Source organism: Burkholderia sp. PAMC 28687 (assembly GCF_001577465.1).
GTDB lineage: Bacteria > Pseudomonadota > Gammaproteobacteria > Burkholderiales > Burkholderiaceae > Caballeronia.
The window spans coordinates 321,943-347,896 of record NZ_CP014506.1; the positions used below are offsets into that span (position 1 = coordinate 321,943).

The 25,954-nt window shown below is 61.5% G+C and carries 22 protein-coding genes; 15 read left to right on the top strand and 7 right to left on the bottom strand.

Going from position 1 to position 25,954, the window contains the following annotated elements; translation table 11 throughout:
• The first annotated feature begins 383 nt into the window (after window positions 1-383).
• The 5 genes from AX768_RS16835 (at window position 384) to AX768_RS16855 (ending at window position 5,923) form a co-directional block, all read left to right on the top strand.
• On the top strand, window positions 384-791 hold the full coding sequence (locus AX768_RS16835; protein ID WP_062001282.1) for a hypothetical protein: 408 nt from the start codon (window positions 384-386) through the stop codon (window positions 789-791).
• 131 nt (window positions 792-922) lie between these two features.
• Window positions 923-1,615, top strand: coding sequence for a response regulator transcription factor (locus AX768_RS16840; RefSeq protein ID WP_062001283.1), 693 nt, complete (start codon window positions 923-925; stop codon window positions 1,613-1,615).
• Window positions 1,616-1,621: 6 nt separating this feature from the next.
• Window positions 1,622-2,986 carry a FecR domain-containing protein gene (locus AX768_RS16845; RefSeq protein ID WP_082778904.1) on the top strand — a complete coding sequence of 455 codons (1,365 nt, stop codon included), beginning with the start codon at window positions 1,622-1,624 and terminating at the stop codon, window positions 2,984-2,986.
• Between the two features lie 7 nt (window positions 2,987-2,993).
• Complete coding sequence (locus tag AX768_RS16850; protein WP_062001285.1) at window positions 2,994-5,363, top strand: CHASE2 domain-containing protein; 2,370 nt, start codon at window positions 2,994-2,996, stop codon at window positions 5,361-5,363.
• Between the two features lie 14 nt (window positions 5,364-5,377).
• Window positions 5,378-5,923: a DUF4136 domain-containing protein gene (locus tag AX768_RS16855; RefSeq protein WP_143325582.1), complete on the top strand. Its 546-nt coding sequence runs from the start codon at window positions 5,378-5,380 to the stop codon at window positions 5,921-5,923.
• A gap of 6 nt (window positions 5,924-5,929) precedes the next feature.
• On the opposite strand, the gene AX768_RS16860 is transcribed toward AX768_RS16855, so the two are convergent.
• Together AX768_RS16860 and AX768_RS16865 are read right to left on the bottom strand one after the other, a co-directional pair.
• Entirely contained in the window at window positions 5,930-7,204 is a 1,275-nt protein-coding gene (locus AX768_RS16860; RefSeq protein WP_062002279.1) for an MFS transporter, read from the bottom strand.
• A gap of 93 nt (window positions 7,205-7,297) precedes the next feature.
• Window positions 7,298-8,479: a M20 aminoacylase family protein gene (locus tag AX768_RS16865; RefSeq protein WP_062001287.1), complete on the bottom strand. Its 1,182-nt coding sequence runs from the start codon at window positions 8,477-8,479 to the stop codon at window positions 7,298-7,300.
• 146 nt (window positions 8,480-8,625) lie between these two features.
• Between AX768_RS16865 and AX768_RS16870 the strand changes: the two genes are divergently transcribed.
• Complete coding sequence (locus AX768_RS16870; RefSeq protein ID WP_062001288.1) at window positions 8,626-9,531, top strand: LysR substrate-binding domain-containing protein; 906 nt, start codon at window positions 8,626-8,628, stop codon at window positions 9,529-9,531.
• On the opposite strand, the gene AX768_RS16875 is transcribed toward AX768_RS16870, so the two are convergent.
• Window positions 9,524-10,312: a hypothetical protein gene (locus AX768_RS16875; protein ID WP_062001289.1), complete on the bottom strand. Its 789-nt coding sequence runs from the start codon at window positions 10,310-10,312 to the stop codon at window positions 9,524-9,526. The two genes, AX768_RS16870 and AX768_RS16875, sit on opposite strands and share 8 nt — an antisense overlap.
• 134 nt (window positions 10,313-10,446) lie before the next feature.
• Between AX768_RS16875 and AX768_RS16880 the strand changes: the two genes are divergently transcribed.
• On the top strand, window positions 10,447-11,595 hold the full coding sequence (locus tag AX768_RS16880; RefSeq protein ID WP_062001290.1) for a CaiB/BaiF CoA transferase family protein: 1,149 nt from the start codon (window positions 10,447-10,449) through the stop codon (window positions 11,593-11,595).
• Window positions 11,596-11,613: 18 nt separating this feature from the next.
• Here the strand turns inward: AX768_RS16880 and AX768_RS16885 are convergent, their stop codons facing one another.
• The gene (locus AX768_RS16885; protein WP_062001291.1) at window positions 11,614-12,717 is read right to left on the bottom strand and encodes a glycosyltransferase; all 1,104 of its coding nucleotides are present in this window, start codon (window positions 12,715-12,717) and stop codon (window positions 11,614-11,616) included.
• Between the two features lie 300 nt (window positions 12,718-13,017).
• Window positions 13,018-14,613 (bottom strand): sensor histidine kinase, encoded by a 1,596-nt coding sequence (locus AX768_RS16890; RefSeq protein ID WP_231941496.1) that lies wholly within the window; start codon window positions 14,611-14,613, stop codon window positions 13,018-13,020.
• Between the two features lie 214 nt (window positions 14,614-14,827).
• Here AX768_RS16890 and deoC point away from each other — a divergent pair, with 214 nt between their 5' ends.
• The 8 genes from deoC to AX768_RS16930 all read left to right on the top strand — a co-directional run bounded on the left by deoC (window position 14,828) and on the right by AX768_RS16930 (window position 24,531).
• Window positions 14,828-15,835, top strand: a complete 1,008-nt coding sequence (gene deoC, locus AX768_RS16895; RefSeq protein WP_062002281.1) for a deoxyribose-phosphate aldolase — start codon at window positions 14,828-14,830, stop codon at window positions 15,833-15,835.
• 33 nt (window positions 15,836-15,868) lie between these two features.
• Window positions 15,869-18,259, top strand: a complete 2,391-nt coding sequence (locus AX768_RS16900) for an aldehyde dehydrogenase family protein (RefSeq protein ID WP_062001292.1) — start codon at window positions 15,869-15,871, stop codon at window positions 18,257-18,259.
• Window positions 18,260-18,339: 80 nt separating this feature from the next.
• The gene (locus AX768_RS16905; RefSeq protein WP_062001293.1) at window positions 18,340-18,813 is read left to right on the top strand and encodes an RbsD/FucU family protein; all 474 of its coding nucleotides are present in this window, start codon (window positions 18,340-18,342) and stop codon (window positions 18,811-18,813) included.
• Window positions 18,810-19,745: a ribokinase gene (gene rbsK / locus AX768_RS16910; protein WP_062001294.1), complete on the top strand. Its 936-nt coding sequence runs from the start codon at window positions 18,810-18,812 to the stop codon at window positions 19,743-19,745. The genes AX768_RS16905 and rbsK overlap by 4 nt, the downstream gene beginning before the upstream one ends.
• Before the next feature lie 16 nt (window positions 19,746-19,761).
• Complete coding sequence (locus AX768_RS16915; protein ID WP_062001295.1) at window positions 19,762-20,796, top strand: ABC transporter permease; 1,035 nt, start codon at window positions 19,762-19,764, stop codon at window positions 20,794-20,796.
• A 53-nt stretch (window positions 20,797-20,849) separates the two neighbouring features.
• On the top strand, window positions 20,850-21,854 hold the full coding sequence (locus AX768_RS16920) for an autoinducer 2 ABC transporter substrate-binding protein (RefSeq protein ID WP_062001296.1): 1,005 nt from the start codon (window positions 20,850-20,852) through the stop codon (window positions 21,852-21,854).
• Between the two features lie 92 nt (window positions 21,855-21,946).
• Window positions 21,947-23,473: a sugar ABC transporter ATP-binding protein gene (locus AX768_RS16925; protein WP_062002282.1), complete on the top strand. Its 1,527-nt coding sequence runs from the start codon at window positions 21,947-21,949 to the stop codon at window positions 23,471-23,473.
• Window positions 23,470-24,531, top strand: a complete 1,062-nt coding sequence (locus AX768_RS16930) for an ABC transporter permease (protein ID WP_062001297.1) — start codon at window positions 23,470-23,472, stop codon at window positions 24,529-24,531. Before AX768_RS16925 ends, AX768_RS16930 begins: the two co-directional genes overlap by 4 nt.
• Before the next feature lie 16 nt (window positions 24,532-24,547).
• Here the strand turns inward: AX768_RS16930 and AX768_RS16935 are convergent, their stop codons facing one another.
• Both AX768_RS16935 and AX768_RS16940 read right to left on the bottom strand, forming a co-directional pair.
• On the bottom strand, window positions 24,548-25,141 hold the full coding sequence (locus tag AX768_RS16935; RefSeq protein WP_062001298.1) for an NADPH-dependent F420 reductase: 594 nt from the start codon (window positions 25,139-25,141) through the stop codon (window positions 24,548-24,550).
• Window positions 25,142-25,170: 29 nt separating this feature from the next.
• On the bottom strand, window positions 25,171-25,920 hold the full coding sequence (locus tag AX768_RS16940) for an SDR family NAD(P)-dependent oxidoreductase (protein WP_062001299.1): 750 nt from the start codon (window positions 25,918-25,920) through the stop codon (window positions 25,171-25,173).
• Between the last annotated feature and the right edge of the window lie 34 nt (window positions 25,921-25,954).

Below are 25,954 nucleotides of genomic sequence, written 5' to 3' on the forward strand. Positions count from 1 at the left end.
AGTGGTGCATCGAAAACAGCACTCGCACTTCAGGTTGCGTTTTCGGAGAACCGTTTAATCCAGTGTGTGGAAAACCACTCCACGGCGCGATCAAAACGTAAGCTCGAGGGCATCGGTGAAAAACAAAAATCTTTACCAGGGTAATCATGCGTCGAGCATTATCGATGCCGAAATAACGCATATACGGGCCGTGATGTTTCGCTGTGTCCGAGCGAATGCCGACGGCGCGATTTTTCACGCCAAATATTGGCAAAACCGCTTGATCACGTTACGGGATTCCGGCTTGAGCCGTTTGCAACGCGACGCGGTGCAATCGCTTTTAAGCGGTTTGAGGGAACAGATTTAACGAAGGGGTTTGAGAATATAAGGCCGGGGGGCTAGTCATGTTGAGTAAGTCCATTGGACGTCCAGTTGCATTGCAGTCGTCAATCCGGCCGGGGCAGGCCGCCAAGGGTTTGCGCCGGCTGACGCTGGACCCTGAGATGGACCGCCACGCGCGAGCGGCAATCGAGGCGTACGCGGACTCCTGCGCGGACGAAACGCCCTGGCTCGCAGATATCCTGCGCAAAAGACTCGACGCGTTGAGTCGTTCGGTGGAGCGCGTCGGAGATCAATTCGACAGAGTGCATGACGATCGGGACGGACCCATTCAGCTCACGCATTGCGAACCCACGGCACGGCGGCTGATAACGTTTGCACGCATGTGTGCAAACGCGCGAGAAGATTATTCCGCCGCCGCGTGGGACCACGTAATGAAAAGCATCGACAGAATGCTGATTCAAATGCGGTAGATAGCCATCGATAAGTATAATAAAAGCAAAAGCCCGCTAAATCGGGCGATTAAAAGATCACGCTTAATCAGCAAGAAAAAGCAAACGGTAAGCAAACAGACCGTCTGGATAATTCAACGGGGAATCAGGCAATGCGGATATGCGTGTTGGACGACGACCTGAGTCAGACGGCGTATGTGGCTCAGACGTTGAGCTCGGCGGGTCACGATTGCCAGGTATTCACAGACGGAAAGAGCCTGATCCATGAACTCAGGCGCCAGCCGTTCGACCTGCTGCTGCTCGACTGGAACATGCCGGAGATGCCGGGCGACATCGTGCTGAATTGGGTCCGGCAAAATCTGACTACGAATCTGCCGGTTCTGTTTCTGACAAGCCGCAGCGTGGAAGCGGACATTGTCCAGATGCTCAATGCGGGCGCGGACGACTACGTTTTGAAGCCCGTCTCGCCGCCGGTGCTGCTCGCGCGCGTGGAGGCGCTCCTGCGCCGGATCTATGCGCAGAAGCAAAAAGACGCGCCGCACGAGACCTACGGCATCTACAGGTTCGACATCGCCGCGCAACTTGCTGCGGTGAACGGCGAGCCTGTCACGCTGACGCAAAAGGAATTCGAACTGGCGCTGCTGCTTTTTCGCAACCTGTCGCGGCCATTGTCGCGCACGCATATTCGCGAGTCGGTGTGGCGGCAGGACGTCGACATTCCGTCGCGCACCATCGATACACACGTGTCGCAGATCCGCTCCAAGCTGGTGTTGCGGCCTCAAAACGGATACCGCATCACGCCGATCTATAGCTACGGCTATCGGCTTGAGAAAGTAGGGGAATGAATCGTCGTGAATGGGTTTAGTCAAACCGGGCGCGTGGCTCTGATCACGGCGATCGTCTTTTGCGTGCAGCCCGCGCACGCGAAACGCGTGCCGCCGCCCGACACCACGCCCTATGTGGTGAAGTCGGACGATTCGCTCTACACGCTCGCGTATCAGTACATGCAAAGCCCCGACGACTGGCGTCTCTTGCGCGAACTGAACCATGTTGCGAATCCGCGCCGTTTGCAGATCGACTCGCGTCTTGCCATGCCAACCGCGCGGCTCAAGCAGAAGTCGCTGACGGCGCGCGTGGTCGCGGTGGGTGGAGGCGTGGAGAAAAGCACGGCGCCGGGCTTGCCGTTCATTCCTGTCAACGCTGGCGCGTTGCTTCATGAAGGTGACGAAGTGCGCACGGGCCGCGATGCGTTTTTATCGATGACACTGCCCGATGGGTCACATATCGTGCTGCCCTCGAGCAGCAGGATCCAGATCGCGCGCTTGCGCACGACGCTCCTCACGGGCGCGGTCGAACGCCGTTTCGACCTCAAGCAAGGCGAAGTCACGAGCGACGTCACGCCGCTGACGAACCCGCGCGATTCGTTTCGGGTCACGTCGCCGTCCGTGGTTGCGGGTGTGCGCGGCACGCGGTTTCGCGTGAACTACCTGGAGGAGCAGGACGCGACGACGGTCGAAGTGCTCGCGGGAAAGATCGGCGTGGACAGTTCGCCTGATGGTTCGGCCGCGCCGCAGCCCGTCCCGGGCCATGCCGAGACGCTGGTGGCGGCCGGCTATGGCAATGTCACGCGTACGGGCGCGATTGCGGGAACACCCGTCGCGCTGCTGAGCGCGCCGGGGATCGTCGAGCCTGACAAATTGCAGCGCTTCGAGCAGGTCGAATTCGACCTGACACCCGTCAATGGCGCCATCGCTTATCGCACGGAAATCGCCACTGATGCCGGTTTCCTCGACCTCCTGCGCGACCAGCGTTCGAGCAGCCTGCGCGTCGCCTTCGACGACATCCCCGACGGCAATTACTTCGTGCGCGTGAGCGCGACAGACGGGCAGGGCATCGACGGCCTGCCGCAAGTGTTCACCTTCATCCGCCATGTCGACACCACCAACCCCAGCGCCGTTCCGACCGAAAGCGGCGGGTACGCGTTCCGCTGGCACGTGGACAGCGAGGTGCCTGGTATGCGGTATCGATTCATTTTGTCGAGGAACATCGACCTGAGCGCACCGCTCATCGACCTGCTCGATGTCACCGGCGGCGAAATGTCGGTCGCGCATCTCGCGCCGGGCAAGTACTACTGGACCATCGTGGTCGATGTCTTCCAGAACGGCCGGCTGCTTTCGGTGCCGGGCGAAATTCGCTCGTTCACGCAAACCCGGTAGGTGACGCATGCCGTGGCGGTTTCCTTTTAGCGAGCGACGGGACCGGGGTCCGTCGATAGGCAGGCGCTTCCTGTTCGAGTGGACGCTGATAGGCGCGATCGGGATTGCCGCCGTGGTGTATGGCGTCGTCGGTCCGCTGACAGAACGCGCAAGCTTCCTGGTCTACGATCAGCTGCGGCTGCATTCGACGCATCGGATGGCATCGGACATAGTGATCGTTGCCATCGACGACGAAAGCATTGCCGAACTCGGGCGCTGGCCATGGCCGCGCGACACACATGCGGCGTTGCTCGAGCAGATCGCCAAAGCGAAGCCGCGCGCTGTAGCGTACGACGTGCTGTTCACGGAGTCATCGCCGGGTGACACGGCCTTTGCCAATGCGATGAAAAGCGTGCCCACATATCTGCCGTTGCTGGTCGATCGCCAGCCGCTCAACCAGAATGCGCCTGCGGCCGTGGAGCCCGTTCCCGTTCTGCGCGATGCAGCCGCGGGCATAGGACATATCGATCTCGATGTGGACCGCGACGGCATCGCACGCAGTGTCTCGCTGTTCGAGGGCAACGGGCGCGACTGGTGGCCAGGATTGATGGTGCCGGTGTACCACGCGCTGCGCGGCCCGCATGCGCCATTACCCGGCACGCAAGGAAAAGACGCCGCATCCGCCGGCGACCTCCGGCGTGCACATCGAATGCTGATTCCGTTTTCGCGTGAGTCGGCAGAGTATCCGCGTGTATCGTTCGTATCCGCGATGCTCGGCCAGGTGCCGCCGGAATTTTTCACGGGCAAGGTCGTGCTCGTCGGCGCGACGGCCGCAGGATTGCGTGACCGTTTCGCCACACCGGTATCCGGCGCGCTCGGCGAGTTGCCCGGCGTCGATATCCACGCGACGATCCTCGACGCGCTGCTCGAAGGCCGCGCCGTCGTTCCCGTCGATAACCCGACGGGCGTCTGGACGAGTATCGTGCCTGTCCTCTTGCTGCTGGGCGGCTTGCTGGTGATGTCGCCGTTCCAGTCGCTGATCCTGACCGCAGGGCTTGCGGCTGCAAGTCTGATTGCGAGCGCCGCGCTGATGTATGTGCGCTCGCGTTGGCTATCGCCGGTTCCCGCGCTCGGCGGTCTCGCGCTGATCTATCTGCTATGGAGCTGGCGGCGGCTCGAAGTCGCCATGTCCTATCTCGGCCAGGAGCTGCGCCTCCTCGCCGCCGAACCCAACCTGCTGCCCGGCGCCGATAAAAAACCGCACCACGCAGCCGGCGATATGCTCGAACGGCTTATCGGACTCACGCGCGAAGCCGTGCAGCGTCAGCGCAACATGCGGCAATTTATCTGGGACAGCCTGAACAGTTTGCCGGAGCCCATCGTGGTTTGCGATCACGCCGGCCGCATCCTGATGGTCAACGATCCCGCGCGCCTTCAACTCGGCCCGATGCGTTTCACCGACATGTCCATCATGGATGTCTTCAGCACATTCCACTTCGTGCGCCTCGTCGATGAAACCACCCGCGACATTTCATGGCCCGCTGTTCTCGATCCACGCGTAGCCGCACATGCGGACGTGATGACACGCGGCATCGAGGTACGCGATCTCCACGGCCGTGACCACATGCTCCGTTACGCGCCTTGCACAACCAACACGGGCGACGCGCCGGGATGGATCGCGAGCTGGGTCGATATCACCGCGCTGCACGCGTCCGAGCGTCAGCGCGACGACATGCTGCATCTCCTGTCACACGACATGCGCTCGCCGCAGGCATCCATCCTGGCGCTGCTTGAAACCGAGCGGCCGCATCTCGATTCGCAGCGCGCGGTGGATCTGACGGAACGCGTTGAACGTTACGCGCGCCGGTCGCTCGCTCTCGCCGATGACTTCGTGCAACTCGCGCGCGCCGAGTCGCAGCATTACCAGCTCGAGCCTTTGAACCTTCATGAGCTTGCAATCGATGCCAGCGACGAAATCTGGCCGCAAGCCAGCGCAAAACAAATCGATGTCCGATGCGAGTCGCAAGGGGAGCACTTCTGGGTGCTGGCCGACCGTTCCTTGATGACGCGCGCGCTGATCAACCTGCTGAGCAACGCCGTCAAGTTCAGCCCGCCCGCGACGCGCGTGGATTGCATCATCAGCGCGACGGCGGATACGGTGGTCTGCGTGGTCCGCGATCAGGGGTATGGCATCGCGATCGAGCAACAGGCGCATCTCTTCGAGCGCTTTCGCCGCTTTCATGCCGATGGCCAGCCGGCAAGCGACGGGACCGGTCTCGGCATGGCGTTCGTCAAGACCGTGGTGAGCCGCCATGCCGGTGATATCGCGATCGAAAGCGCGCTGAACGTGGGAACCGCCGTAACGATCACGTTACGTGCGCACGCCGTCGAGCAATAAGAGAGGGATATGAAGTGAAACTACGATCAATGCGTGCCGCCGTGCTTCTTCTTGCACTGCTGAGTGCCTGCGCGAGTGAACAACCGGTTCGCATCAGCGCGTATCGCGATGGCGCGTTCTCGACGAGCGGCATCAGGACATACGCGCTCGATAAAACGCAAGCCGGCGTGGATGACGCAACCGCCCGACCGCTGCGTGAAGCGCTCACCGCACAGGGCCTGCAACCCGCGTTAGCAACTCAGGCGGACTACCTGATCAAGCTCGGCTACGCGACCCGCCCGCAGAACGTCCGCGTCCAGGCCACGTGTTCGACCGCGCCGGAAGAAGCGTGCGATGACTTCGCAGCATCGACGGGCTTCTTTGAACGAAAGCGCTATGTCCATGCGTTGACCGTCCAGTTCATCGGAAGCAAGACCGGCGCGACCGTGTATCAAGTGAGCGTCACGCACGCCGACCGCGATCCGGCCGGGAGCGCCGCATTACCCGCATTGATGAAATGCGCGTTCAATGGTTTTCCGCTGCAAAACGCCGAGCGGCGTGAACTTGCGGGCTGCGACTGACGGTGCCTACTCATCCAGCGCCTTGTGCGACGTTTCGTCCATGCATGCAACCGCTATCAGCCCGAGCGCGCCGCAGCCGATCACATACCACGCCGGCGCCAGCACGCTGCCGGTCACGATGATCAGCGACGTCACGAAGAACTGCGCGAAGCCGCCGAAGATCGCAACACCGACGCTATACACCACGGCGCCGCCGGTCGCGCGAACGGCGCGCGGAAAGAGCTCGCCGAGCATGGCTCCAACGCCGCCGATGTTGATCGCATGCACCGAAGAGAGCAGTGCCACCACGATGATCAGCGTGCTGGTCGCCGGCCACGTGTTCAATGCGACAAAAGCGGGATAGATTGCGAGCATCAGGATCACGCGCGTCACCTGTGCAAGCGGCTTGCGCCCGAAGCGGTCAGTCAGATAACCACCGACGGGCGCAAGCACGAAAATGATCGCGCCCGACAAACATCCCGACAGCATCGCGGTTGCCGGGGGCAGGCCGAGCGTCTTCACGCCGTAGATCGATAGATAAAAAACGATGATGAAATGCGCTGCCGTCCCGGCGATCGTCAGGCCGAGCCCGCTCAGCAGTGCGCGCCGATGATTGCCAATGACATCGATTAAAGGAAGTGTTGGCGCCTTCGGCATCGGCGTTCGAGGCGGTTCTTCTTCGAGCGTGCGACGCAGCCACCAGCCGACTGGCACGATCAACGTACCGATAACAAACGGCACGCGCCATCCCCAATTTTCAAGTTGCGCGGACGTGAGGCTCGCCGTCAGCGCGACGCCCGTCAGCGCGCCGGCGAGTGCGGCAAGTCCCTGGCTCGCGAACTGCCACGATGCATAGAAGCCGCGCCGGTTCGGCGGCGCCTGCTCGATCAGCAACGTAGTCGATGCCCCGACTTCACCGCCCGCCGAAAAGCCCTGGATCAGCCGTGCGATCACCAGGATCAACGGACCGGCAACGCCGGCTTGCGCATAGGTCGGCGCGACCGCGATCATCGCCGTGCCCAGGGCCATGAGCCCGAGCGTCAGGATCATCGCCTTCTTGCGGCCCGCGCGATCAGCATAAATGCCAATCAGCAATCCGCCGACCGGCCGCGTGAAGAAACCGACACCGAAGCTCGCGACCGCGAGAAGCAACTGTCCGACCGGGTCCTGCACTGGAAAGAAAAGCTTGCCAATCACGAGGGCGAAGAATCCGTAGACAGTGAAGTCGTAGAACTCCAGCGCATTGCCCACGGCCGCCGCAGCGACGAGTCGCGCACGGCTTTGCTTGCGCACCGGAACCATGCCCGTTGCCACGTTGATATCGCGTATTGAAGGGATGCCCATGATTTTTCTCGATGCGCGGTACTTGGGGAGTATTTGGAGGCGTTCAGTCACTCAATCAGCGAGATACGCTTCGGCCAGCCGCACCCAATAACTCGCGCCGAGCGCCAGGATGTCGTCGTTGAAGTCGTAGCCCGGGTTATGGACCATGCAACTGCCTTTGCCTTCGATTCCGTTGCCAATCCAGGCATACGAACCCGGCACGACTTGCAGCATGTAGGCGAAATCCTCGCTGCCCATCAACGGCCTTGCGTTCGTATCGACGCGTTGCGCGCCGAGCAGTTTCGTGGCGACATCGGCGGAAAATGCCGTGGGGTCCGCGTGATTGAAAAGCACCGGATAACCCCATTCGTAATCGATGTCCGCCTCGACTCCGAACGCTGCTCCCTGCGCGTGGATGAGCGTGGTAATGCGCTCGCGCAAGAGCGCGCGCACGGCGGGGTCGAGCGCGCGAATGGAAAGTTTCATCTCGGCGGTTTGCGGGATGACGTTGAAGGTATCGCCGGCCTTCACACTGCCCACCGAGATCACCGCGGACTTCTGCGAATCGACTTCCCGCGCAACGATGCTCTGCAAGGCCAGGATGATCGCGCCCACCGCCGGCATGGGATCGCGCGAAAGATGCGGAAGCGCGCCGTGTCCACCGAGGCCGCGCAACACGATAGTCGCCCGGTCCGCCGATGCCATCGCAGGTCCGGTGCAGAAACTCATGCAACCTGTTTCGAAGCCCGGCATGTTGTGCAGGCCGAAGATGGCATCGCAGGGAAAGCGCTCGAAAAGTCCGTCTTCCATCATCACGCGTGCGCCGCCGTAGCTTTCCTCGGCGGGCTGGAAAATCACCGTGAGCGTGCCCGACAACTGGCGGCTTTCCGCCAGGTAGCGCGCGGCGCACAACAGCATGGCGGTATGGCCGTCGTGGCCGCACGCGTGCATGGTTTTCGGCACGGCGCTCGTGTAGGGCAGCCCCGTCGCTTCCTCGATAGGCAATGCATCCATGTCCGCACGCAGGCCGATGCGCTTCGTGCCACCGCCATGCTTGAGCACGCCGACCACGCCCGTTTTGCCGACACCAGGCGTCACCTCATACCCCCACTGCTCGAGCAAACTGGCAACGAGATCCCCGGTCGCCCGTTCCTCGAATGCGAGTTCCGGATGCGCGTGAATTTTCCTGCGCACCGCGATGAACTCCGGCGCAATGGCGGCAATGCCGGGAACGACGGGATCGACTGACAGCATGACATGCTCCTTGAAGGCGGGTGACTAATGGCGGTCAAGCATATAAAGTCCGGGAGCAAAACAGAAGACAGCTAATTAAATTTGCGACTACTTTGGGTTGTCGGTAGAAACCCATATCTGTCGTTTGATATTTGAGACGGACGTCGATGAAATACCATCAATTGCGAGCATTCCTGACGGTCGCGGAACAGGGCAGCATTCGGGCGGCGGCGCGCAGCCTGCATCTCTCGCAAGCTGCATTGACCAAGGCGCTGAAGGAACTGGAGCAGGACCTCGGCGTGCCGCTGGTCTTGCGCACGGCGCGTGGCGTGCAACTCACGGCGTTCGGGCAGCAATTGAGGATTCGTGGGCAGATGGTGACGAGCGAAATGCGCCGCGCTGAAGACGATATCGCGCACATGAAAGGCGAGCTGTCCGGAAGCGTTGCCGCGGCCATTACGCCGAGCGCGGCGTTATCGATTCTGCCGAAAGCGTTTCGTGCTTTCCGCGAGAAGATGCCGGATGCGCGGGTGAGTTTTATCGAGGGATTTCCGGGCGTGGCGTTGCCGCGTTTGCGCGACGGTTCGCTGGATTTCGTCGTGGCCGTCGTCAACCCGGAACGGCTCGGGCCGGAGTTCGATTACATCGAGTTGTATGAGAGCCCATCGGTGATCGTCGCGCGCCAAGGTCATCCGCTCGCGCGGTGCACGACGCTTGCCGGACTCGTCGATGCCGAATGGCTGCTCAATCCATCGCCCGAAAGCTCGACGCGCGAGCTGCTGGATTATTTTGCCGGCAGTGGCTTGCCGGAGCCGAAGAGGGTGATCGAATGTCCGAGCTTTGTGATCGCGCACGGTTTGCTGCGCGGCTCGGACACCGTCGCGGCGTTGCCCGCACCGCTACTCGATCATCCGTGGGTCGGCGATGGACTTGCGGTGCTGCCCATATCGGATTTGCCGCCGGCTATTGCGATTGGGTTGGTGACGCGCCGCGATAGTCCGCTGACGCCGGCGGCGTCCCTGTTGGTTGAATGCCTGCTGGACGTGGTTGCGTCACGCCGCGCGCTTATTTGACAAGATGCAGCCCCTTCGCCAGCACGACCCCCTTCTCGCGATTGACCAGCCAGACCTCGCCGACATTCGCATGCAGCATCGCGGTGCGCGTGGTGATGTCGGTGGGTTCCTCGTTGGTCGGATCGCTATGCTCGACGGTCTCGGTCAGGTAAGGCGGCACCACGCGGCAGATCAGCACGAGCGCGAGATCGCCGTCGCCCGCCGCTTCGAACGCCGCTTCCGATAACCCGAACCGCCCGCGCACGCTGGTCTTGTTGTGTTTGCCCGTGGTGGTGTCGAGTTCGATCACGTCGACGTTCTGGATATACCCCTTCGCCTTCGCTTCCGCCGCAACGACCAGTTTCCGCCCGCGCGGTCCCATGATGGTCTTTTTCAGCACGATGGCGTCCGGATGATCGCTGTCGGAGAGGTCCACATCGACGGTCATGACGTGGATCTTCGAGCGATACCTGATGCCATACGGCGCCGGCACCACGAATGCGAGATCGCGGCTCAGCTTTGCATCGGTCACGTCGGGATCGTGGAGCGTCCTGGGCAGCGCCGTTCCGACCAGATCTTCCACCCGATGAGCGAACGTGCGCGCCTTTCCTGGCGTGAGCTTGCGCACAAGCGCGTCCCTGACGGCCACGGGATCGTCGCCGGCGAAGTTCGGCGTGATGTTGAGTGCCGCAGCCAGCGCGGGGGTGCCGCTAGCGGCTTGTTGAGCCCAAGCACCAGCCGATAAACACAAAAGCACGCATGCTGCGCAAAGGCTTGCGTGCCTGATTGGCTGAAGACGCATTGGCAGACTCCGATTGTTTGACCGCTCGAGGTGTAGAGTTTATTGGATTGATGCGCTTCCTCATGTACTTTGCGCCAAGGATAATCCGATATGAAATCGCTAGTCATTTACGTGCCGCTCCCGGAGCGCGGAATATGAGCGGACCGCTGAAGGGATTTCGCATTGTCGAGATGGTCGGGCTCGGTCCGTGTCCGTTCGCCGCAATGATGCTCGCCGACATGGGCGCTGAAGTGATCCGCATCGACCGCAAGCCCACGGACGGTCCGACGCCCTATCCCATGCAAGGCACCCGTTTCGACGTGATGGCGCGCGGACGCCGTTCCCTCGCGCTGGACCTGAAAGAGCCGGAGGCGCGCGACCTGGCGCTGCATCTCATCGACCAGGCCGATGGGTTGATAGAAGGCTTTCGTCCCGGCGTGATGGAGCGGCTCGGACTTGGGCCGGACGTCTGTCTCGCGCGCAATCCCAGGCTTGTTTATGGCCGCGTGACCGGCTGGGGCCAGGACGGACCGCTTGCGAACGCCGCCGGGCACGACCTGAACTACATTGCGATGAGCGGCATGCTGCACGAAATCGGCCACGGCGACGCGCCTCCGGTGCCGCCGCTCAATCTCGTGGGCGACTTTGGCGGCGGCGGCATGATGCTCGCGTTCGGTGTCGTGTGCGCGCTGCTGGAAGCGCGCGGCTCGGGCAAGGGGCAGGTGATCGATGCCGCCATGGTCGAAGGTTCGGCGCTCCTCGGGGCGATGATCTACGGCTACAAGGCGTTTGGCGCGTGGACGGGAGAACGCGGCTCGGCCATGCTCGCCGGCGGCGCGCATTTCTACAACACGTATGCGTGTGCGGACGGGAAGTTTGTATCGGTGGGATCGATCGAGCCGCAGTTTTACGCGTTGCTGCTCAAGCTGTGCAATATCCACGATCCCGCCTTCGACAACCACATGGACCGCAGCAGATGGCCGGAGCTGAAAACGAAGATCTCGGCCATCTTCGCAACGAAACCACGGCAAGCGTGGTGCGATCTGATGGAAGGGACCGATGTGTGTTTCGCGCCTGTCCTGGATATGGACGAAGCGCCGTCGCACGCGCATAACCGGGCGCGCGAGACATTCATAGAAGTCGATGGGGTGACGCAACCGGCACCGGCGCCGCGCTTCAGCCGGACCGCGCCGCAGGTGAACGCGGGGCCGGCGAGTGCCGGGCAGCACAGCGAAGAGATTCTTCGCGACTGGGGAGTGCAGGCGCAGACGATCGACGGGTTGCGGCGGAAGAACATCATCTAGTCGCCGCAAAGCTGCGCCTTACTCCACCACCGCCTCTTCAACCACCTTCCGCCGCCCCACGACCGACTCGAAGAACTGCTCATAGCGCCGGCGGCATGCGCGCCAGCCGAATTCATCGGTGGCGAGGGAGTTGGCCGAACTCGATGCTGCTGCCGGCCACGTCTCGCTGATCGAGCGCACGATGCCCGGAAGCTCGCTGATGTCATCGAAGAGATGAACGTTGTCGAACTTGCCGGCTGCCCATTTCATGAAGGGCGTCGAGCGCGAGATCACTAGCGGCACGCGTCCGATCGCTTCGAAAAACGCGCCGCTCACCAGCATGGAGTCGGCTGCGTGCGGCAGGATGATCACATCCGTATTCACCACGTTTTGCGCGAACTCGGCGTCCGAGAGGAACTTGGCATCGAGATTCACGGTGCCGCGCAGCGAACGCCGGTCAAGGATCTCGTTGAGCGTCGCGAGATACGCCTCGGTGCCCAGACCCGCGATCTGCAGATTGCATTCGCTTGGCCAGTTCTCCAGCACGGCGTCGATCTGTTTGTACGGGCGGATTACGCCAAGCAGCGAGAACAAGGGTTTGCCGCTTTCCTTCTTCGGCACGGTAGGCGGCTGACCCGGCGAATCCCAGTAGAGAGGATGGGGCAAGTACGTGGCCTTGTATTTGTCCTCGAAGTTCGGCGCGTGAACCACACGGAAATCGGCGAGACCGCGAATGAACGACATCACACGGCTGGCGAGGCGCCGGTTGAAGCCGGTTGTATCGTGGACTATATGGTCGTGCACGAAGTACACCGTCTTCGCTCTGGCAATTGTGATCAGCGCGCAATAGAAAGCGAAAAGCAGGCTGCCTGAAATACTGAACTGAGCACGGCCTTTCTCGCGCTTGAACGGCCGATACTCAAGCCAGTGAAACACCAGGACGTTCTCGGGTTTGAATAACTGAACGAATCCGCCCCGCAGCAAGCCCCTTACGGAAAGGGGCATGACGTCGTAACCCATCTCGGTGAATAGACTTTTCTGAATCTCGATATAGCGGTTGGTGTAATTCGTGAAAGGACACATTAGAATCTTTGTCCGCGACTCACCTGATGGCTTGCTTTCCTGGGTGCTGATCTCTGTCATGGGCACGTATCCGGCTGGACTGATTCAAAGGGAATTGTCGTGAGCAGATGCTGAACGGTAAGGCTCACCGCCCGGGCTGCAGACCGGTAAAACAATCTTCTTGGGAATGCGCAACGGCAACACAACGGTGTGTTCGGTTTAGCTTAACACCCGGAAAATCCGCGTGCTGTATCGATTTGTATGTCTGATTAATTCAGAGAATGAGTGGCCGATTATGGTGGCCGATTATGTTGAGTGATCCATTGAGGCCGTAATTCTGGATAAGGCGCTTCTGCTGAAGCGCCTTGCTAACATCGTGCTTCAGCCTGGCGCGAATCTCACCACGATCCGGCTATAAGGCACGTCCCGGTCGACCGTCACCGAGCCTATGCCCTTGCCGGCATATGTCGTCACAAGCCGCATGCCAAGCCCCGTGCCCTGCGGTTTCGGAAAGTCGTTTGGAAAACCGTCGCCTTCGTCTTCGACCGCGAGCAGCAGCGCGTCGTTTGCGCGCTCCAGCTTGACGCGCACCTTGCCGCGGCCGTACTTGAGCGCATTGGTTACGAGTTCTGCGGTGACAAGCCCAAGCGGGGCGAGCCGTGCGGCCGGCAGCACGATGGATTCGCCTTCCAGCGTAACCTCGCGCCCTGCAGCCAGGTCAGCCAGGTCCGAGGTGAGTCCGCGCAGGTAACTTGTTGCGTCCGTGGCTTCGGCCCCGTCGTCCTGATAAAGCCGGTGATGCACGGAGCCGACCGTGCGCACACGCGTGGCGGCGGCTTGCAAATGCACGGCGACGGATTTGTCGCCGGCTAGATTCGCCTGCAACGCGAGCAGCGTCTGCACGAGCTGCAGGCTGTTGCGCACGCGGTGATGCACTTCCTTCATCATCAGCGCGGAGTTGCCCAACTGGATTTCCTGGCTCGATACCAGCGCGGCAAGCTTCTCCTCGTTTTCGTGCCGCTCGGTCACGTCGCGCATGGTGAGCACGACGCGTTTGACCTGGTCGTCGGGGTCGCGAATCGGCGCCACCGATACATCCCACCAGCGCGCATCGCCGGCGCAGGTCGGACAGGGGCCTTCGAAGCGCGTGGGGTCTCCATTCACCGCCGTCTCCAGCGCGTGCAGGACCTTGGTCCGCTGATCCTCGGGCCACAAGTCGATGCAATGCATCCCGCCAATCTCAGCGAAGTCATCGATTTTCAGCGCGGTGAGTCCGTTGTCGTTCATGAACTCGATCCCGCCCTCGACCGACAACACCTGAATGCAATCGACGCTCGCGTTCAGTACGCTGGTGGAGAAGAGCTCGTTGGCGTCTGTCTGCGATTCCGCCATGAGGCGTTCGCGGCTCATCGAGATGACGTTCGCGATGCCTTCCAGGAAAACGATATCGGTTTCGCTGAAGTCTTCGTCGTCGGAACTGTCGGCTTCCAGCACGCCGTAGGTTTCCGGAATGCCGCGAATGGGCACGTTGATCGCGCGCTTGATGCCGTGGCGCGTCAGCAATTCGGGCGTGCGAAAACGGTGTTCGGCGCCGAGGTGATTCGACAACACCGGCCGTCCGCTCGTGAACGCGTGGCCTGCGGGGCTGGCGTCGTCGGCGCCGAGTTCTGTCGTGCCGATATCCGCCGGGTCCCAGCCCACGCCTGCTTCCAGCACGAAGGTCTGGCTTTCCGGCTGATAGCGCAGCACTTTGACAAAGCGAGAATGCAATCCCGCCGATACCGCCTTGCACGCTTCATCGAGCAACGCGTCGGCGTTGTGCACGCGCAGGACGGATGTCGCGAACTGCACGGCAAGTTCGTGCTGCAGGCGCAAGCGGCTTACCGACCGGTCGACGGCGCTGCGGATGGTTTCTTCTGGTGGCAATGCGTCCATCAAACTCTCCTCGGCGGCAGCGGCGGCATTGTCGATGTGCATCAACTTATGACAATTCCGGCTCAGTACGCGATTCTAACCGTGAGAACCGTATTGATGACTTTTGGCGGATTTCAGTGGGTTGCTGGCGCGCAATGCTGAATGTCTTTTCGCGGGCGTAGGCGTAATCCCCGATGTTACGATCGTAACAATAGAATGTTAGAATGCTCTATCGATTAACCGGAAAATGTTGTGCGTTGCACAACCGGCCCTACTCATGCTCGACGTCGCTTCTCAATCCGTTGTCCCCTTGCGCGGCAAACCGCCCGCCGTTCATGCCGAACGCAATCCCGGCGTGCCCCTGGATCTCTCGTGGATAGACGGCTTGCGCGTCAACCAGTCGGCCGTGGGCCGGCGAGTCGGCACGCTCGGCACGCGCCGCGCCGTGAAGAAGGATGCGCAGGCCGCGTGGCTTCTGAAAGCCGTCACCTGCATCGATCTGACCACGCTCAATGGCGACGATACCGCCTCACGCGTCGAACGGCTGTGTGCGAAAGCGCGCCGTCCGGTTCGCGATGACCTGCTCGAATCGCTCGGCATGCCGCCCGGTTCCATCAAGACCGGCGCGGTCTGCGTGTACCACCGTTTCGTTGCGACCGCTGTCGCGGCGCTTGCCGGCAGCGGCATTCCGGTCGCGGCGGTATCCACAGGTTTTCCTGCCGGGCTGATCCCGCATCCGCTGAAGCTGAAGGAAATCGAGGCGTCTGTGAAAGACGGCGCGGCGGAGATCGATATTGTCGTCACGCGCGAACATGTGCTGACCGGCAACTGGCAAGCGCTTTACGACGAAATGCGCGACTTCCGCGCGGCTTGCGGCCCGGCGCATATCAAGGCGATTCTCGCGACGGGCGATATCCGCACGCTGTCGAATATCGCCAAGGCGTCGATGGTCTGCATGATGGCCGGCGCCGATTTCATCAAGACATCGACGGGCAAGGAAGGCGTGAACGCCACGCTCGACGTTTCGCTCGTGATGGTCCGCATGATCCGCGAATACCTCGAACGCACGGGCGTGATGATCGGCTTCAAGCCTGCGGGCGGCGTGTCGACGGCCAAGTCGGTGCTCGAATACCAGATCCTGATGAAAGAGGAACTCGGCCGCGAATGGCTCGAACCGGAGTTGTTTCGCATTGGCGCGTCGAGTCTGCTCGCCGATATCGAACGGCAGCTCGAACATCACGTCACCGGTCGCTATTCCGCTTTTCATCGGCATCCTGTCGCCTGAATTTTTCGCATCACTCTCTTACACGAGCTCCCAATGAGCGTAGCCGACTATTTCTCCTCGATGGATTACGGACCTGCACCGGAAGACGACGGCGCCGCGCGCGCCTGGCTGGATCAACACACCAACGGTTTTGGTCATTTCATCGATGGCGCTTTTCGTGAGCCCTTGGCCGGCGAGCGGTTCGATTCTTCGGAGCCTGCTACCGGGCGGGTGCTTTCGAGCATTGCGCAAGGCGATCAGTCCGATGTGGACGCAGCAGTCGACGCCGCGCACCGGGCGTTGCCAGCGTGGCAAGCGCTTGGTGGCGCCGGCCGTGCGCGTCATTTGTATGCGCTGTCGCGAATGGTCCAGCGCAACGCGCGCCTTTTTTCCGTGCTCGAATCGCTCGATAACGGCAAGCCGATCCGCGAATCGCGCGACATCGACATACCGCTCGTAGCCCGCCATTTCCTGCATCACGCAGGCTGGGCGCAATTGCAGGATCGCGAGTTCGCCGACTGGGCGCCGCTGGGTGTGATCGGGCAGATCGTGCCGTGGAATTTCCCGCTGCTGATGCTCTCGTGGAAGATTGCACCGGCGCTCGCCCTCGGCAACTGCGTGGTGCTGAAGCCGGCCGAATACACGCCGCTGACCGCGTTGCTGTTCGCCGAACTGGCGGCGCGTGCGGGATTGCCTGCGGGCGTGCTGAACGTCGTCACCGGCGACGGACGAACCGGCGCCGCGCTGGTCGATCATCCGCGCATCGCGAAGATTGCCTTTACGGGTTCAACGGAAGTCGGCAAGCAGATTCGTGTGGCGACGGCAGGCTCGGGCAAGTCGTTGACGCTGGAACTGGGCGGCAAGTCGCCGTTCATCGTTTTCGATGACGCCGATCTCGACAGCGCAGTGGAAGGTGTCGTCGATGCAATCTGGTTCAACCAGGGACAAGTGTGCTGCGCGGGTTCGCGCTTGCTCGTGCAGGAAGGCGTGGAGAAGCGTTTTATCGACAAGCTGAAGCGGCGCATGGATACGCTGCGGGTCGGGCCGTCGCTCGACAAGGGCATCGACATGGGCGCGATCGTCGATACCGTGCAGCTCGAACGCATTCAGTCGCTCGTTGCGCGCGGCGTTGCAGAGGGCTGCGTGATTCATCAGCCCAAGGCGCTGCAGATGCCGGAGCAGGGCGCGTTTTATCCACCGACGCTGGTGACGAATGTCGCGCCCGCGTCCACGCTTGCGCAGGACGAGATCTTCGGGCCGGTGCTCGTGACCATGAGTTTCCGCACGCCCGATGAAGCCGTCGCGCTCGCGAACCATTCCCGCTATGGACTCGCTGCGAGTGTATGGAGCGAGACCATTGGCCGTGCGCTGGACATTGCGCCGCGCCTGGAATGCGGCGTGGTCTGGATCAACGCAACCAATCTATTCGATGCCGGCGTCGGCTTCGGCGGATATCGCGAATCGGGCTTCGGCCGCGAAGGCGGACGCGAGGGGATTTACGAGTACCTGAAGCCGCGTGCGTGGTCTAAGCTGGCCGTTCGTTCGTCGGCGTCTAGTGCGCCTGCAGCGTCCACTTCAGTGGCCGAATCCAATGTCAGCGCGCTGGATCGCACGGCGAAGATGTTCGTCGGCGGAAAGCAGGTTCGGCCGGACAGCGGTTACACGCGGCTCGTGTTTGCACCGTCGGGGAGCATCGTCGGCGAGGTGGGGGAAGGCAGCCGCAAGGACGTGCGCAACGCAGTTGCGGCAGCGCGCGGCGCCGCAAAATGGTCGCAGGCCAGCACGCATAATCGCGCGCAAGTGCTGTATTACCTCGCGGAAAATCTGTCGGCGCGTGCGGAGGAATTTGCACGGCAACTGGTTGCGCGAACCGGCATCTCTCCGGCCCAGGCCGAGCGCGAAGTCGAAGCATCGATCACGCGCTTGTTCACCTATGGCGCGTGGGCCGACAAGTTCGACGGCGCCGTGCATTCGCCGCCGCTCAAGGGCGTGGCGCTCGCCATGCACGAACCGCTCGGCGTGATCGGCGTGGTGTGTCCGGATGAAGCGCCGTTGCTGGGCCTCGTTTCGTTGATCGCACCGGCGCTCGCATTGGGCAATCGTGTGGTCGCGGTGCCGAGCGAAACCTGCCCGCTGATGGCCACGGACTTCTATCAGGTGGTCGAGACATCGGATGTGCCCGCTGGCGCGCTGAATATCATCACGGGCGAGCGCAAGCCGCTGGCGTCGACGCTTGCGAAACACGACGATGTCGATGCCGTCTGGTCCTTCGGCGGCGCGGATTTATCGGCGATGGTGGAGCGTGAATCCATCGGCAACCTGAAGCGCACGTTCGTGGATCACGGCCGCGTGTTCGACTGGTTCGATGCCGACGTTTCCGAAGGCTTGCCGTTCCTGAGACAAGCCGTGCAGGTGAAGAATATCTGGATTCCGTACGGGGATTGAAACGCAGCGGAAGCAGAAGAAATAGAATCTGAGCGCTTGACCCCGCACGACAGCGGGGCCGCTCAACTGAAGGAGACACAATGCTCAAGAACCTCGATCCGCTGCTGAACGCCGACATCCTGCATGCGCTGTGCGCCATGGGTCACGGCGATGAAGTCGTGATCTGCGATGCAAACTTCCCCGCCGATTCCGTCGCGCGCCAGACCGTCCTCGGCCACGTGCTGCGGCTCGATGGCGTGGATGCGCCGCGTGCGATCCGCGCGGTGCTGTCGGTGTTCCCGCTGGATAGTTTTGTCGATCATCCGGCCGAGCGCATGGAAGTTGTCGGCGATGCAAACGCGCTCCCCGCCGTTCAACGCGAAGCACAGACTGAAGTCGATGCCGCCGAAGGAAAGACGACGCCGTTTGCTTCAATCGAACGGTTTGCGTTTTATGAGCGCGCGAAACAAGCGTATTGCGTGATCGCGACCGGCGAAGGGCGCGGTTATGGTTGCTTCATCTTCAAGAAGGGCGTGAACCTTGCGCCCGATGCACCGTCGGGGAATGAGAAATGAGCCGCAGCGTCGTCATTCTCGGCATCTATGTGACGGACCTGACGTTTCGCGCCGCGCGCATGCCGCTCCTGGGCGAGACCATCGCCGGAACGGCATTCGCGATGGGGCCCGGCGGCAAGGGTTCCAATCAGGCGGTGGCGGCTGCACGCGCGGGCGCCGACGTGATCTTCTGCACCCGTCTCGGCGCGGATGCGTTCGGCGAAATCGCGCGCTCGACGTGGGCTGCGGAAGGCATCACGGCGCGCGCCACGTCGACGGATGGCGTGGCAACCGGCGCGGCGCATATCTTCGTGGATGACGTCACCGGCGGCAACGCTATCATCGTGGCGTCGGGCGCGGCTGGACATTTGTGCCCGGAAGACGTGGACGCTATCGAGGCCGATATTGCATCTGCCGCGGTCTTCGTCACGCAACTCGAACAACCTGTTGCGGCGGCGAAGCGCGGACTTGAAATCGCGCATCGTCATGGCGTGACGACCGTGTTCAATCCGGCGCCCGCGTTCACGCTCGATGACGACATCTTCCCGCTGTGCGACTACATCACGCCGAACGAAACCGAAGCGACAGCGCTGACCAGCGTTGAAATCGCCTCAGTCGACGATGCACGCAAAGCCGCCGACGTCCTGCTCGGCAAAGGCGTGAAAGCCGTGATCGTGACGTTGGGAGAAGCGGGCGCGTTGCTGCATACATCGAAGGAATCGGTGCTGGTGCCGGCGTTCAACTGCGGCCGTGTGGTCGAAACCGCGGGCGCCGGCGACGGCTTCACCGGCGGTTTTGCCGCGGCGCTCGCACGCGGCGAAAGCGCGCTCGACGCCGTACGTTTCGGCTGCGCGCTCGCAAGCCTGTCGGTCACGCGTGCGGGTACTGCACCGTCCATGCCGAAGCTCGCCGAGATCCACGCCGTACTCGGCGAACCAGCTCAACATTCCTGAACCGAGGAGCGTCTGGATGTTTGCATCGAAATTGCTCGCTGACCGGCAACTGAATTTCCTGGTCGCGGTGAACCTGCTGGTCGTGATCGTTGCGACGGTTTTATCGCACGGACAGTTCGTCGATATCGACAACCTCCAGTCGATGGGCAGCCAGTTGCCCGAGCTCGGCCTGCTCGCGCTCGGCATCATGCTTTCGATGGTATCGGGCAATGGCGGTATCGACTTGTCGGGCGTGGCGCTCGCCAATCTTTCGGGCATGGTCGCGGCGCTGTTGCTGCCCATGTTCATCTCCGCCGACAACTCGCCCGTGCTTTACACAGCCGTATTCTGCGCGATCACGGTGGCGCTCGGTTTGATCGGCGGATTGATGAACGGCGTGATCATCGCGCGCCTGAAACTCACGCCGATTCTTTGCACGCTGGGTACGTCGTTGTTGTTTACCGGAATTGCCGTCGTGCTCAGCAACGGCGCGTCGGTGCGCGTCGAATATCTCGATGCGCTTTCAGCGATCGGCAACGGCACCTTCCTGGAAGTACCCATATCGCTCTGGATCTTCGTGGCAACCGTTTTGTTGCTCGGCTGGTTGCTCAAGCGCACGCCGTTCGGCCTGCGTCTCTATCTGATGGGCACGAATCCGAAAGCTGCGTTCTACGCAGGCATTCCGCGTGACCGTATGCTGATTCTCACGTACGGCATGTGCGGCGTGCTGGCATCGCTTGCGGGATTGATCAGCGCGACGCATACCTCGAGCGCGAAATGGGATTACGGCAACTCGTACCTGCTGATCGCGATCCTGATTGCGGTGATGGGCGGCGTGAATCCGGCGGGCGGATATGGGCGCATCGTGTGCGTGTTCCTGGCCGCGACCGTGCTGCAGTTTTTATCGAGTCTCTTTAATTTGCTCGGCGTGTCGCAGTTCTTCGGCGATTGCGCCTGGGGTTTCCTGCTGCTGGCATCGCTGGCGCTCGCCGGCGGAGAACGCGTGCGCGCGATCTTCGGACTGGGCGGCGCGGCGCCCGTGATCAAAGTGCCGAAACCGCCCGCCGCCTGAATTTTCGATTCATCTCATGTGCTGTACATACAAACCATAACGGAGACAAACGCATGAAACTCAATCGCATTGCCATCGCACTCGCTGCTGTCACGCTGACTGGCGGCATCATTGCCGCGGCCCACGCCGCGACCAACGAAACCATCGTCACGGTGGTGAAGGTCACGGGTATCAACTGGTTCAACCGGATGGACGACGGCGTGAAGGAATTCGCCAAGGACAATCCCGGCGTGAACGCGTATCAGACCGGTCCGGGACGCGCGGACGCCGCGCAGCAACTGAAGATCATCGAAGACTTGATCGCGAAGAAGGTCACGGCGATCGCGGTCGTTCCCTACGACCCGCCGACGCTCGAACCGGCGCTGAAGAAGGCGATGGATCGCGGCATCAAGGTCGTCACGCATGAAGCCGACAACGCCAAGAACACGATGGTCGATATCGAAGCGTTCGACAACACCGCGTATGGCGCGGGCCTGAACGAACGTCTGGCGAAGTGCATGGGTTCGCAAGGCAAATGGGCGGTGCTGGTCGGTTCTCTCGGCAGCCGTTCGCAGGTCCAGTGGGCGGATGGCGGTATTGGCAATGCGAAGCAGAAGTACCCGAAGATGGACCTCGTCGAGCCGAAACTCGAAACCAATAACGACGGCGAACGTGCTTATCAGGTCGCGAAGGAAGTGCTGCGCAAGCACCCTGACCTGACCGGCTTCCAAGGGTCGTCGTCGCTGGATGTGATTGGCATTGGCCGTGCGGTGGAAGAGGCGGGCAAGGTCGGCAAGATCTGCGTGTACGGCACGGGCCTGCCGACCGAAGCCGGCAAGTTCCTTGAAAGCGGCGCGGTCAACGGCATTGCGTTCTGGGATCCGAAGCTTGCGGGTATCGCGATGAACAAGGTCGCGAAGATGCTCGTGGATGGCAAGACAGTCGAGAACGGCGCGGACCTGGGTATCGTCGGATACAACAAGGTCACCGTGAGCAAGGGTCCGGGCAAGGGCATCATCGTGCGGGGAACGGGCTGGGTTGATGTCGACAAGACCAACTACAAGCAGTATCCGTTCTGATCTTGGCTGGCAGGACGCAAGGCGTGCACGGTGTCCCGAAGGGCGCCATGCACGCTGTCATCAGGAAGCTTGAAAGGGTTGAAGGTTCAGTGATGAGTACAGTGCCGCTTCTTGAAGTCGTCGATATCCATAAGCGCTTTACCGGCGTGTATGCGCTGCGTGGCGTGAGCCTTTCTTTCGAGCGCGGGCAGATCTATCACCTGCTCGGCGAGAACGGCTGCGGCAAGAGCACGTTGATCAAGATCATCTCCGGTGCGCAACCGCCCGATCAGGGTGAGCTTGTCATCGAAGGCGCACGGCATGCGCGGCTCGCACCGCTCGCGGCGTTGTCGGCGGGTATCGAAACCGTGTATCAGGATCTTTCGCTGCTGCCGAACATGAGCGTGGCGGAGAACGTGGGCCTGACTTCGGAACTCGCGGCGCATGGCGGACGCCTTGCGCGGACGTTTGATCGCAAGGCACTGGCACGCACGGCGGCGCGTGCGCTGGAAGCAGTAGGCCTTCCCGGCGATGCCGATTTCCAGGCGACGTTGGTCGAACAATTGCCGTTGGCGACGCGGCAGCTCGTGGCTATTGCACGCGCGATCGCGAGCGAAGCGAAGTTCGTCATCATGGATGAACCCACGACATCGCTTACGCAAAAGGAAGTCGATAACCTGATCGCGGTGCTCGCAAAACTGCGCGCCGACGGCGTCGCGGTGCTGTTCGTGAGTCACAAGCTGGACGAGTGCTACGCAATCGGCGGCGAAGTGATCGTGTTGCGCGACGGCCAGAAGATGGCGCAGGGTCCTATCGAAAATTATACGAAGGCGCAGATTGGCGAGTTGATGACGGGCAAGCAGCTATCGAACGAGCGCTACAGGAAGGCCGAGGTCATGGACGGCCGTGAGATCGTGCTCGATGTAAAGAGCCTGTCGCGTTCGCGCCAGTTCGCCGATGTCACGTTCTCGCTGCATCGCGGAGAAATTCTCGGCGTGACCGGTCTGCTCGATTCCGGGCGCAACGAACTCGCGCGGGCGCTTGCGGGCGTCGCACCCGCGGACAGCGGGACGGTGACGCTGGATGGTTCCATCGTGCGGCTCAAAACGCCGTCCGATGCCAAGTGGCAACGCATAGGTTATGTGCCGGAAGACCGCCTGAACGAAGGGCTTTTCCTCGACAAGTCCATTCGCGACAACGTCATCACCGCGTTGATTTCGAGCTTGCGCGACCGCTTCGGACAAGTCGACAAAAAGCGCGCCCGTGAACTTGCCGAACGCACCGTGAAGGACTTGCAGATTGCAACGCCCGACGTGGACAAACCCGTGCAATCGCTTTCGGGCGGCAACCAGCAACGTGTATTGATCGGGCGATGGCTTGCCATCGATCCACGCGTTCTGATCCTGCATGGACCGACCGTTGGCGTGGACGTGGGATCGAAGGACATCATTTATCGCATCATGCAGCGGCTGGCGGAGCAGGGCATTGGCATCATTCTGATCAGCGACGACCTGCCCGAGTTGCTGCAGAATTCCGACCGGATCCTGATGATGAAGAAAGGGCGTGTATCGGACGAGTACAGAGCCGAAGACTTGACCGAGGCCGATCTTTATCACGCACTACTTTCAGAGGCAGCATGAGCGAGTCAATTCATCGCGTTGCTCAGACATCGCAGATCAAGCCGCCATTGGCCGAAGTCGCACCCCGAGTGCGGCAGTTGAGCTTTACCGCGCGGCTGGTGCGCAATCCGGAGTGGTTCACGCTCGGGCTGATCATCATCACGTGTCTTGTGGTCGGCACGCTGAACCCGCGCTTCTTCCAGTTCGCGACCATCTTCGATTTGCTGCACTCGGGCACGACCGTGTCGTTGTTTGCGCTGGGGACGCTCGTGGTGCTGGCGTCGGGCGGGATCGATGTGTCGTTCACCGCGATTGCCGCTTTCACGATGTACTCCATCACCAAGGCCGTGTTTGCGTGGTGGCCGGATGCGCCGTTTGCGCTGATTCTTTTATGTGGCGCGCTCGGCGGCGTGTTGCTGGGGTTGATCAACGGCGTGCTCGTGCATCGGCTGAAAGCGCCTTCGCTGATCGTGACGATCGGCACGCAGTACCTGTATCGCGGCCTGTTGCTGACGTTCGTGGGAACGCAGTTCTTCATGAACATCCCGCACAGCATGGATAGCTTCGGGCGTTTGCCGCTCTTTTTCTATCACACGAACGATGGCCTTCGCGCGGTGTTGCCGGTATCGGTGATTGCGTTGTTTGTGGCAGCGGTCGTGACGTGGTGGCTGCTGAATCGAACGATGATGGGACGCGGCGTGTACGCAATGGGCGGAAGCTTGCCGATCGCCGAGCGGCTCGGCTACAACCTGCGCTCAATTCATTTGTTCGTGTTCGGATACACGGGGATGCTGGCAGGGATCGCGGGGATTCTGCACGTATCGACCAATCGATTGGCGAATCCGTTTGATCTGGTGGGCACGGAGCTGGATGTGATCGCCGCGGTGATTCTAGGCGGGGCGAGGATTACCGGCGGGACGGGTACGGTTGTTGGCACGCTGTTGGGCGTGGTGCTCGTGACGCTTATCAACAGCGTGCTGATTCTGGTCGGCGTGCCGAGTACCTGGCAGAAGGTGATTATCGGCGCGTTTATTCTGGTCGCCGGGACGTTGTTTGCGTTGGGCAGGCGCGCAAGGTAAAACCGCGTACCCTTCATCACTCGAACTTGACCAGATCCTGAAAAATCAAGTGGGCCCACGTGCGGCCCCTTGCCTGGATGAGCAGGCCGCCTTCGCCGATCTTCCCGAGTTCGATCGGTGCAAACCCAAGCCGGTCTACCAGCTTCGCCACCGACGCGCTGGCCGCGTCGTCATCGCCTGCGACGAACACGACCCGCCGTCCGCCTTGAGGCGGCGTCGGTCCTTGCGCCAGCACACCCGCCGGCAAATGGTTGAACGCCTTCACCAGCTTCGCTCCCGGAAACGCCTTCGCAACAGCGGCGGTCGACGGCAGGCCGCCCAACTCTTCCGGTGGGACATCGTAGGCATTGGTTGCATCGATCACGATCTTTCCTTCCCAGCTTCCCGCCGTCCGTCCAATGTCCTGATGCGTACCGAAGGGCACGGCCAGGATAACCACGTCGGCCTTCACCGCGTCCTCGATTCGCTGCGCGACGAGCGACGGGCCGATTTTTGCAGCGAGCACGTCCAGCGGCCGCCTGCCTGCCACTGCTACTTCGATGCCCTGACGGGCAAAAGCCTGGGCGATGGCCGTGCCGATCTTGCCAAGCCCGATGATTGCGTAGTTCATTGATCTCTCCTTTGATAGTTGAACGGATCTCAGACCTGGCCGACGCCACCGTCGTCCATCAGGTCCGCACCGGTCATGTAGGAACTCTGAACGGAAGCGAGGAACAGCGCCGCACTGGCCATCTCATCGGCACGTGCAAGCCGGCCAAGCGGGATCATGTTCAGGTACATCCTCACCAGCGCTTCGCGCTCTTCGGGCGACTTCGCCTGGGAATCGAGAATCGGCGTGTCGGTGACGCCCGGGCTCAGCGTATTGACGCGAATGCCGCGATCCTTGAATTCGGCGGCCCACGTGCGGGCGTAGGATCGCAACGCCGCCTTGGTCGCCGCATACGCGGTGTGTCCGGGAATGCCCATGCCGTGCATCGCCGACGAAACCAGCACGATCGATCCGCCGCCCGTCATCAGGGGCAGCAGCTTCTGCACGAGGAAAACCGGGGCGCGGGCGTTGAGGTTGAAAGTCTTGTCGAAGTGTTCGGGCGTTAGGGTATCGATGGAAGCCTGCTCTGTTAAGCCCGCATTCGAAACGACGATATCGACGATGCCTTTTTCTTTCTTGACCAATGCAGCGACGCGGTCCAGGTCATCGACGTTCGTGACATCGGCCTGGATGGCGGTGACGTTGCGCCCAATGAGTTTGGCGGCTTCGTCGAGCTGTGCCTGCCGGCGGCCGAAGATGAAGACGTGCGCGCCTTCTGCGACAAACCGCTGGGCAATCGCTAATCCGATACCGGTCGTTCCGCCGCTGATCACGGCAATCTTGTCTGTAAGAGTGGACATGGAGACCTTCTGTTCTGTGCGTGATTGACAAAAC